12 protein-coding genes are annotated in these 9,007 nt (G+C 72.9%); 7 read left to right on the forward strand and 5 right to left on the reverse strand.

The window, feature by feature from the left end; translation table 11 throughout:
* Position 1 precedes the first annotated feature (1 nt).
* The gene (locus tag ACN28A_RS10080; RefSeq protein ID WP_421391258.1) at positions 2-253 is read left to right on the forward strand and encodes a hypothetical protein; all 252 of its coding nucleotides are present in this window, start codon (positions 2-4) and stop codon (positions 251-253) included.
* A 118-nt stretch (positions 254-371) separates the two neighbouring features.
* Here ACN28A_RS10080 and ACN28A_RS10085 read toward each other — a convergent pair whose 3' ends face one another.
* The 3 genes from ACN28A_RS10085 to ACN28A_RS10095 form a co-directional block, all read right to left on the reverse strand.
* Positions 372-635 (reverse strand): Smr/MutS family protein, encoded by a 264-nt coding sequence (locus ACN28A_RS10085; protein ID WP_421394389.1) that lies wholly within the window; start codon positions 633-635, stop codon positions 372-374.
* Positions 632-1,000, reverse strand: a complete 369-nt coding sequence (locus tag ACN28A_RS10090; protein WP_421394391.1) for a tetratricopeptide repeat protein — start codon at positions 998-1,000, stop codon at positions 632-634. Before ACN28A_RS10090 ends, ACN28A_RS10085 begins: the two co-directional genes overlap by 4 nt.
* A 384-nt stretch (positions 1,001-1,384) precedes the next feature.
* Positions 1,385-2,143: an ROK family protein gene (locus ACN28A_RS10095; protein ID WP_421394393.1), complete on the reverse strand. Its 759-nt coding sequence runs from the start codon at positions 2,141-2,143 to the stop codon at positions 1,385-1,387.
* Between the two features lie 53 nt (positions 2,144-2,196).
* On the opposite strand from ACN28A_RS10095, the gene ACN28A_RS10100 reads away from it, so the two are divergent.
* From ACN28A_RS10100 to ACN28A_RS10115, 4 genes are all read left to right on the forward strand, one after another.
* The gene (locus ACN28A_RS10100) at positions 2,197-3,834 is read left to right on the forward strand and encodes an ABC-F family ATP-binding cassette domain-containing protein (RefSeq protein WP_421394394.1); all 1,638 of its coding nucleotides are present in this window, start codon (positions 2,197-2,199) and stop codon (positions 3,832-3,834) included.
* 65 nt (positions 3,835-3,899) lie between these two features.
* Positions 3,900-4,217 carry a hypothetical protein gene (locus ACN28A_RS10105; RefSeq protein WP_421394395.1) on the forward strand — a complete coding sequence of 106 codons (318 nt, stop codon included), beginning with the start codon at positions 3,900-3,902 and terminating at the stop codon, positions 4,215-4,217.
* Between the two features lie 68 nt (positions 4,218-4,285).
* Positions 4,286-5,008, forward strand: coding sequence for a methyltransferase domain-containing protein (locus ACN28A_RS10110; protein ID WP_421394396.1), 723 nt, complete (start codon positions 4,286-4,288; stop codon positions 5,006-5,008).
* 92 nt (positions 5,009-5,100) lie between these two features.
* Positions 5,101-6,033 carry an NADP-dependent oxidoreductase gene (locus tag ACN28A_RS10115; protein ID WP_421394397.1) on the forward strand — a complete coding sequence of 311 codons (933 nt, stop codon included), beginning with the start codon at positions 5,101-5,103 and terminating at the stop codon, positions 6,031-6,033.
* A gap of 88 nt (positions 6,034-6,121) precedes the next feature.
* Here the strand turns inward: ACN28A_RS10115 and ACN28A_RS10120 are convergent, their stop codons facing one another.
* Positions 6,122-6,799, reverse strand: coding sequence for a Crp/Fnr family transcriptional regulator (locus ACN28A_RS10120; RefSeq protein WP_421394399.1), 678 nt, complete (start codon positions 6,797-6,799; stop codon positions 6,122-6,124).
* A gap of 235 nt (positions 6,800-7,034) precedes the next feature.
* Between ACN28A_RS10120 and ACN28A_RS10125 the strand changes: the two genes are divergently transcribed.
* Positions 7,035-7,316 (forward strand): YciI family protein, encoded by a 282-nt coding sequence (locus ACN28A_RS10125; RefSeq protein ID WP_421394401.1) that lies wholly within the window; start codon positions 7,035-7,037, stop codon positions 7,314-7,316.
* Here ACN28A_RS10125 and ACN28A_RS10130 read toward each other — a convergent pair.
* Entirely contained in the window at positions 7,298-7,879 is a 582-nt protein-coding gene (locus ACN28A_RS10130) for a dihydrofolate reductase family protein (protein WP_421394403.1), read from the reverse strand. The genes ACN28A_RS10125 and ACN28A_RS10130 overlap by 19 nt on opposite strands.
* 102 nt (positions 7,880-7,981) lie before the next feature.
* Between ACN28A_RS10130 and ACN28A_RS10135 the strand changes: the two genes are divergently transcribed.
* Positions 7,982-9,001 carry a DUF5937 family protein gene (locus ACN28A_RS10135; RefSeq protein ID WP_421394405.1) on the forward strand — a complete coding sequence of 340 codons (1,020 nt, stop codon included), beginning with the start codon at positions 7,982-7,984 and terminating at the stop codon, positions 8,999-9,001.
* The last annotated feature ends 6 nt before the right edge of the window (positions 9,002-9,007 follow it).

Consider the following 9,007-nt stretch of genomic DNA (forward strand, 5'->3'; position numbering starts at 1 on the left):
CGTGCGAAAGCGGTTGGCGGCGGCGCGCACGGGGCAGCACCTCCCGGGGCCTCGGTACGCCTGCCTGGAGTGCGAGCGCGAGTGGCCCTGCAAGGATGCCCGGCTGGCCCTACTGCGCAGCTTCGACGGCAACCGCATCGGGCTGATGATGTATCTCGCCGCGCACCTCGCCCGAGCCCTGCAAGCACTGCCGGACCGACCCCCAGAGATGATCGTCGGACAGATCCTCTACTGGGTACCCAGGCGCCGGTAACCCCAACTCCCGCACGCTGGGTCCAGCCATGGCGGGACGGTGCGAGCCGTTGCAGCGGTGAGCGCCCGCGAGACCCCCGGCCTTCCCCTTGCCGGGGGCCTCTGCGCGTCCCGGCTGGTCACGGGGCCGGGGTAGTGATGCCTCCGCTGAAAAGTCGGCCGAAGTTCTTCGAATCCTTCTCGACCCGGTGGTAGAGCTGCTTGACGTCCTTCTGGTCGAGGAAGCGGAGTACCCGCTTCTTCAGCTGTCCCGACCCCTTACCGGGAATGATCTCGACCATGGTGGCCTTCTTGGCCACCGCCTCGTCCATGATCCCGCGCAGCGCCCGGTCGATGTCGTGACCCTTGTTGAAGATGTCGTGCAGGTCGAGCTTGAGCTTCACCGCCGACCGCCGACCCGGGTCTCGACCCGTGCCAGGGCGACCCGGTAGTCGTCGTTCTCGGCGTACATCGCGGCGGCGATCCGGAGGTGCCGGAGTGCCTCCTCCGGCCGGCCGACCCGTTCCAGGGTGCGGCCGAGCACGTGGTGCGCGTAGTGGTCGCTCGGGTCGCGCTGCACCAGGGTGCGCAACTGCTCCTCGGCGCGGGCGAGCTGCGCCGACTGGAAGTACGCGCGGGCCAGCAACTGGCGTACGGAGGCGTTGTCGGGCTCGGCCTCGACGATGGGCTCCAGCAACCGGGCGGCCCCGGACGGGTCCCCGGTCTCGAAGTACATGGTCGCCCGGCGGTACTCGGCCAGAAGATCCACTAGACCCACCTCCTCATGTCGCGACTACTTCCCCCCGACGCTGGCACAACACCGCCGGGACCGCGACTGTTCCGTTGGACAAGATCGCGACAGCGGGAGGGCGTCCGGCGGGTCGGGCAGTTGCCTGTTGCGGCGATACCACCATGTCATTGGTGCTCGCGGTGCTCGCGGTGTGTTGTGGGGTGTGCGCAGTTATTGTCGTGGTAGCGACCATAACTGCGCACACCAGCCGGTTTCATGAGCGGGTGCGGATGCCGAGCGATGGAGCGAGCGGGCTGGAGTAGCTGCTGTTCGAGCAGGCGAGAGTGGTCACTGCTGACACCCGGGTATCATGCCCGTCCGGGATATTCCCCGGAGCCGAACCCCAGTCGGGGACGGCGGCGGTCAGCCCCGCCCGGCGCCCAGTTCCCAGGCCCGGACCCCGCCGACGATGCCGGCACTGTTCGGCACCACCACCACGTCGTCACCCATCCGGGCGAGCTGTTCCGGGCGGACCAGCCGGGAGTTGCCGCCGCCCAGGTAGAGCCGGTCCCAGAGGAAGACCGGGCGCAGCCCCTCCACCACCCCCCGGACCCGGCGCGACCAGAAGCCGTCGCCGAGCCGGCGCCGCTCGTGCTCGCCGACGTAGGTGTCGTAGCTCATCCCCCACCGGACCGGCGCCTGGGACAGCTCCAGGTGCGGGGCGAGCAGCCCGCCGTCGAAGAGCGCGCAGCCCAGCCCGGTGCCGAGGGTCAGCACCAGCTCCAGGCCGGTGCCGGCGACCACCCCCGCACCGTGCACCTCCGCGTCGTTGAGCACCAGCGTCGGCAGCCCGAACGCGTCGGTGAGCGCGCTGCGCACGTCGAAGCCCGACCACTCGGCGACCAGCTCCGGATCCGGCCTGGTGCGCGGCCCGGCCCGGGTGACGTAGTGCGGGGTGGCCACCACGACGCCGTGCCGGAGCATCCCGGGCATCCCGACCGTGACCCGGTCCGCCGCCGGCAGCCGGCCGCCGAGATCGAGCAGGGTCTTGACGAAGAGCGCGGTCGGCAACGGGTACGGGGTCGGCACCCGCAGCGGCCGGGTCCGCATCGTGCCGGCCCCGTCGAGTACGGACGCCTTGATCCCGCCGCCGCCGCAGTCGATCGCCAACGTGGTCGTCACGGTGATCAGTGTGCCCCTCGCCGGGGAGGACTGCGGATAGCATTTCAAGTCTCATGAGCGCCACACTTATCGCCAAGGACCTCGCCGCCGGACACGGCGACCGGGTCCTCTTCGCCGACCTCGAACTCGTCGTCGCCCCCGGTGACGTGGTGGGGGTGGTCGGGGTCAACGGGGCCGGCAAGTCGACCCTGCTGCGTACCCTCGCCGGGCGGCAACCGCTCGAACACGGCAGCCTGGCCCTCAACCCGCCGTCGGCGAGCGTCGGCCACCTGCCGCAGGAGCCCGACCGGCGACCGGGCGAGACGGTCCGGGCATTCCTCGGCCGCCGGACCGGGGTGACCGCCGCACAGGCCGAACTCGACGCCGCGACCGGAGCGCTCACCGACGGGGTGGCCGGCGCCGACGACCGGTACGCGGCCGCGCTGGAACGCTGGCTCGCGCTCGGCGGCGCCGACCTGGACGAGCGGGCCGACCAGGTCGCCGCCGAACTCGGCCTCGCCGTCGACCTGGAACAACCGATGACCGCGCTCTCCGGCGGCCAGGCGGCCCGGGCCGGACTGGCGTCGCTGCTGCTCAGCCGCTACGACGTCTTCCTGCTCGACGAGCCGACGAACGACCTCGACCTGGCCGGGCTCCAGCGGCTGGAGGAGTTCGTCACCGGGCTGCGCGCCGGCACGGTGCTGGTCAGCCACGACCGGGAGTTCCTGACCCGGACGGTGACCCGGATCCTCGAACTCGACCTGCACCAGCATCAGGTGCGGCACTACGGCGGCGGCTACGCGGCCTACCTGGAGGAGCGCGAGGTCGCCCGCCGGCACGCCCGCGCCGACTACGAGGAGTACGCCGAGACCCGGGCCGGGCTGGAGGCGCGGGCCCGGGTCCAGCGGGCCTGGATGGAGAAGGGCGTCAAGAACGCCCGGCGGAAGGCGACCGACAACGACAAGGTGGGCCGGAAGTTCCGGGCCGAGTCGACCGAGAAGCAGGCCGCGAAGGCCCGGCAGACCGAACGGCTGATCGAACGGCTGGAGGTGGTCGAGGAGCCGCGCAAGGAGTGGCAGCTCAAGATGGAGATCGCCGCCGCACCCCGGGCCGGTGCGGTGGTGGCGGCGCTGCGCGGCGCGGTCGTCCGGCGCGGCGGGTTCACCCTCGGCCCGGTCGACCTCCAGGTGGACTGGGCCGACCGGATGGTGATCACCGGCGCGAACGGTTCCGGCAAGTCGACGCTGCTGGCGGCCCTGCTGGGCCGGCTGCCGCTGGACGCCGGGCACGCCTCGCTCGGCCCCGGCGTGGTGGTCGGCGAGGTCGACCAGGCCCGGGGACTCTTCGTCGGCGGCGAGCCCCTGCTGGACGCCTTCTCGGCGGCCGTACCCGAGCTGACCCCGGCCGACGTGCGTACCCTGCTGGCCAAGTTCGGGCTGCGCGCCGGGCACGTGCTGCGGCCCGCCGACACCCTGTCGCCGGGTGAGCGGACCAGGGCGGCACTGGCCCTGCTCCAGGCCCGGGGCGTCAACCTGCTGGTCCTGGACGAGCCGACAAACCACCTCGACCTGCCGGCGATCGAACAGCTCGAATCGGCGCTGGAGTCGTACCCGGGAACGCTGTTGCTGGTCACCCACGACCGCCGGATGCTCCAGACGGCCCGGACCACCCGGCACGTCCGGGTCGACGCCGGCCGGGTCAGCGAAGCCTGACGGCCGGCGGTCCCCGGCCATCGACCTTCGTTTCTCCCGCCGCCGGACTGGGCAATAACCACGCCATGCTCACCTGGGAGTACGCCCTGTTGGTGCGCCGCCGCCAACCCCGGCTGGACGAGAGCGGCTGGGAACTCGTCTACACCTGGTACGGCCCGGACGGTGCCGTGCTCGACGTCTCCCCGTACGGGGACACCGCGCTCTCCCACCTCAACCGGGCCGGCGCCCAGGGCTGGGAGCTGGTCTCGGTGACCGAGGACGCCAACATGCAGGGCAGCGCCGAACTGCACCGCTACCACCTCAAGCGGGTACTCCGGGCGGCGACCCCCCGACCGCGGCTGCGCAACCTCGGCCGGGCCGGCCGGCGGGCCGGCACCGGCTGACCGGGGGTGAACCCGACCCGGATGCGTAACGGGGACGATTCCGGGTAGCCGCGGCCGGGAGGTGGAGGATGGTCGCGCAGCTGCACAGGGCACCCTCCGGGGAACGGTTGCGCTCGATCGACGAGTTCCTCGGCATGGCCTACGCCGACCTGGTCAAGCACGACGACCGGCTGCGCGGCACCGCCGTGCAGGCACGGTTCGACCGGGGCGTCGCGCACCTGACCGGCGAGGTGGTCGACCGCGACGAGCTGGCCACGGTACGCCGGCTCGTCGGCCGGCTCGACGGCGTACTCGCGGTCTGGTCCCGGGTACGGGTGGCCGGCCGGGACCCGGTGGTGATGGATCTCGGCTGCGGTGCCGCGAAGCAGTACCCCGGCAACCTCGGTCTCGACCTGCGGGTGGCGCCCGGGGTGGACGCCCAGGCCGACCTCTCCGGCCCGCTGCCGCTGGCCGCCGACTCGGTCGACGTGATCTTCACGGTGCACATCCTGGAGCACCTGATCGACTTCCTGACCCTTGTCGACGAGTGCCACCGGGTACTCCGGCCCGGCGGCGTGCTGCACGTGATGAGCCCCTGGTGGGGGCATGTCAACGCGGTCGCCGACCCGACCCACGTCCGGCTGCTGGACGTACAGACGATCAAGCACATCTGCCAGCGTCATCCCGGTGCGCCCCGGTGGTACCCGCTGCACGCCGGCTGCGACGGCGCGTCGATCTTCGCCGACCTCACCCCGCTCGGCCCGGACGACCCCGGCCCGGACCCCGGCCACCTGGCCCGGTTCTTCGACTGATCCGCCACGCTGCGAGGCATGTAGCGGAGGCGGGCGGGAAAGCAACGGGATCGGATCGGGCTAACGGGGAGGGCCGGTAGATGCGTGCCGTCATGTCTGAGTCGTTCGGGGCGATGCCGGAGGTCCGGGAGTTGCCGGAGCCGACGCCCGGTGACGGCGAGGTGAAGATCGAGGTGCAGACCTCGTCGCTGAACGGTTACGACGCCAAACTCGCCGGCGGCTTCCTGGCCGGCGAGCTCGAACACCAGTTTCCGGTGGTGCTCGGCCGGGACTTCGCCGGCATCGTCACCGAGGTCGGGCCGGGCGTACGCGGGTTCATGCCGGGCGAGAAGGTCTTCGGTGTGGTGGCCAAGCCGGGGCTCGGCGACGGCTCGTTCGGCGAGTACGTGGTCGTGCCGGAGGAGATGGGGCTGGCGCCGCTGCCGGCCGGTGTCGACTACCGCTGCGCCGGCGTACTCGGCCTGGCCGGGATCGCCGCGCTGGCCAGCGTGGACGCGATCGGCCCGGGGCACGGCGAGACGCTGCTGATCTCGGGGGCCACCGGCGGGGTCGGGCACTACGCCGTCCAGCTCGCCGCCGCGCGCGGCGCGACGGTGATCGCCACCGCCGAGGCCGGGCCGGCCGCCGACCTGCTGCACGAACTCGGTGCCGCACACACCGTGGACCACCGGGCCGACCTGGCCGCGCAGGTCCGGCAACTCGCCCCGGACGGGGTGGACGGCGCCATCCACCTGGCCGGCGACCCGGAGACGGTCGCCGACCTGGTCACCCCCGGCGGCCGGTTCGCCTCCACCGTCGGAGTGGACGCCGAGCAGCTCGGCGACCGGGAGCTGAACGTCAGCACGGTCGAGGCGATCCCGGACCGGATCGTGCTCGACCACATCGCCACCGAGGCCGCCGCCGACCGGCTGCGCCCGTCCATCGCCCGCACCTACCTGCTGGACGAGGTACCGCAGGCGTTCACCGACTTCAACAACAGCGGTACCGTCGGCAAACTCGCCGTCGCGATCGGCTCGGCCGGATAGCGGCAGCGCCCGCGAGAGCCCGGTGGCCGTCCGGCGGAGGTGCGAGCCGACGCTCCGCACCCTGGTCGAGGCGCAGTCGTCCGGCCGGTCAGTCCGCCGACGCCGCGCGGGCCGCCAGGAGTTCGGGGGCGAGCACCAGCACCGCGCCCGGCTCGACCCGGACCAGCCCGGCGTCGGCGAGGCCGCGCAGCGCCCGGTTGACCGAGACCCGGGTCAGCCCGACCGACTCGGCCAGCCCCTGCTGGGCACCGGGCAGCGGCACCCGGCGCCCGCTCCGGCCGGCCGCCGCGACCAGCCAGGCCGCCACCCGGGTCCCGGCGTCGGCGTACGCGGTGCGGGCCAGTTCCGCCTGCCGGTCCCGCAGCCCACCGGCCAGGTGCCCGAGTACGTGCCGCCGGACCGCCGGTACGTCGTCGATCAGCCGGAGCAGTTCACCGGCCGGCACCAGGCGGTAGCGCAGCACGGTGCCGGCGAGCCAGGTGGCGGTGTACCCGCCGCCGTCCAGCACCGCGCTCTTGTCGACCGCGCACGGGCCGGCGAAGTCGCCGAGCCGCAGCCGCTTCCCGTCCGCCGTGTCGTGCACCCCGGTCAGGGTGCCCGCCTCGACCACGAGCAGGTGCTCGGCGGGCTGGCCGCGTAGCGCCAGCACGTCGCCGGGGCGGGCGGTACGCGGCACCGAGCGGTCCAGCAGCCGGCGCAGCCGTACCGGCCCGAGCCCGGCGAAGACGGGTACGGCGGCCAGCCTGCCCAACTCGCTCGGTTCCATCACCGAATTGTCCCCGACCGCCCCGGCCAGCCGCCCGCCCCGCCCAGTCGCGCCCCGCCTCGCCCCGCCCAGTCGCGCCCCGCCCAGTCGCGCCCCGCCCAGTCGCGCCCAGTCGCGCCCCGCCCAGTCGCGCCCCGCCCAGTCGCGCCCCGCCCAGTCGCGCATCGCGTCGCGTCGCCGACGGCTGTATCAGGGTTTACCGCGCCCGCCTGTCGGGTGGCCGTATCGTCGGTACATGATCGTTGTGGAAGTGCGTTTCACCGGTGACCCGACCGAACGGTTGGCCGCCCGCCCCGCCCACCGGGAGCTGCTGGCCCGGTTGCACGCCGAGGGCGGCCTGGTCGCGGCCGGCCCCTGGGCGGACGACTCGGGTGCGCTGCTGCTGTTCGACACCGACGAGGCGACGGCACGCGAGGCGCTCGACACCGATCCCTACTACCGGGCGCCCGGGGTCAGCGTGGTCTCGGTCCGGCACTGGACACCTGTCGTCGGCGGTCCTCAGCGCAGCACGTCGTAGACGAGCTTGGTGATGCCGTTGGCGTACGTCTCGGACTCGACAAGCCTCAGCATCTGCTTGTCCCGGTCGGCGTCGCTGAACATCCGCTTGCCGGCCCCGAGCAGCAGCGGAAAGACCAGCAGGTGGTAGCGGTCGATCAGGCCGGCGTCGGAGAGGTTGCGGGCGAGCGTGGCACTGCCGTGGATGAAGATCGGGCCGCCGTCGGTCTCCCGCAGCCGGGCGACGTCCTCCAGGGAGCGCAGGATCGTGATGTCTCCCCAGTTGTCGACCAGGGCGTCCTCGGAGAGGGTGGTCGAGACGACGTACTTCGGCAGGTCCTTCAGGGCGGCGAAGTCCGCCATGTCCGGCCACACCGGCGAGAACGCCTGGTAGCTGGCCCGGCCGAACATCAGCGCGCTGGCCTCCTCGGTCTCCCGACCCTTGAGCTCGTACGCCTCGGGCACGAACTCGATGTCCTTGTACGTCCAGCCGCCGCTGCGGTGGGCCTCGGAGCTGGTGCCGCCGCCGGGCGAGTCGACGACGCCGTCCAGCGAGACGAAGGCGGTGTAGACCAGGGTTCGCATCTTCGAAGTCCTATCCGTTGTCCGGGTGGATGTGCCCAGTCTGCTGCGGACGCCGTGCGGTCGGCCACGATTAGACTCAGCCCTAATCGGGAGGGGCGAGGCGTGATCCACCTGCACGTCACGGCGATCGACCTGACCCGGGTACGCTTCGCCACCTCGCCGCTGATGGAGACGGTCGCCAGCCTCCGTACGCTGGCCGCCGGGCGGCGGGGGGCGCACCTGCACCGGCCCTGGATCGACGGGTTCGCCGAGCGCGCGGACCGGCTGCGCGACCGCGACCTCGAACTGCTCCGGGCACTGGTGCGGCCGGCGGGCTACATCCCGGACTTCCTGGTGCCGCCGCCGGAGCGCCGGTCCTCGTCCTTCGCCGAGGAGCTGGCGCGGGTCGCCGACGCCGACCCGGAGATCGTGACGCGGGAACTGGCACACCTGGCCACCCACCGGATCGCCCAGCAGAGGCCCGGCCGGGAGAGTCGGCACGCCCTGCTCCGGGCGCTGGTGGACCGACCGGATGCGGGCCTCGGCCGGATCATCGGGGCGATCGAGACATACCACCGGGTAGCGATCGCGCCGGACTGGAAGCGGATCGAGGCGTTGCTGAACGACGACGTCGCCTACCGGCTCGACGCGCTCGCCGACGGGGGCGTCGACCGGATGATGGGCAACCTGCACCCGTCGGTCACCTTCGCCGACCAGACGCTGCGGATCGTCAAGTACTACGAGGGCCACGCCGAGTGCGGCGGGCGCGGCCTGCTCCTCGTACCGTGCGCCTTCGCCTGGCCGGACGTCCTGGTGCGGACGGCGGAGCCGTCGTCGCCGAGCATCTCCTACTCGCCGCGCGGCCTCGGCCGGCTCTGGGAGGAGCACCCCGAGCAGGCCGGTTCGGCGCTGGCCGGCGTCCTCGGGCACACCCGGGCCGCCCTGCTGGCCCAGCTCGACCTGCCGATGTCGACGAGTCAGGCCGCCACCCAGATGGCACTCGCCGCGCCGACGCTCAGCGTGCACCTACAGGCGTTGCGGGCCGCCGGGCTGCTCACCTCGCGCCGGGCGGGCCGGCAGGTGCTCTACTCGCGCACCGATCTCGGCGACCGACTGCTCAGCGGGGCGGGCCGTCCGAACTGAGCCGGC

It is taken from the genome of Plantactinospora sp. WMMB782, from assembly GCF_049179135.1.
GTDB lineage: Bacteria > Actinomycetota > Actinomycetes > Mycobacteriales > Micromonosporaceae > Plantactinospora.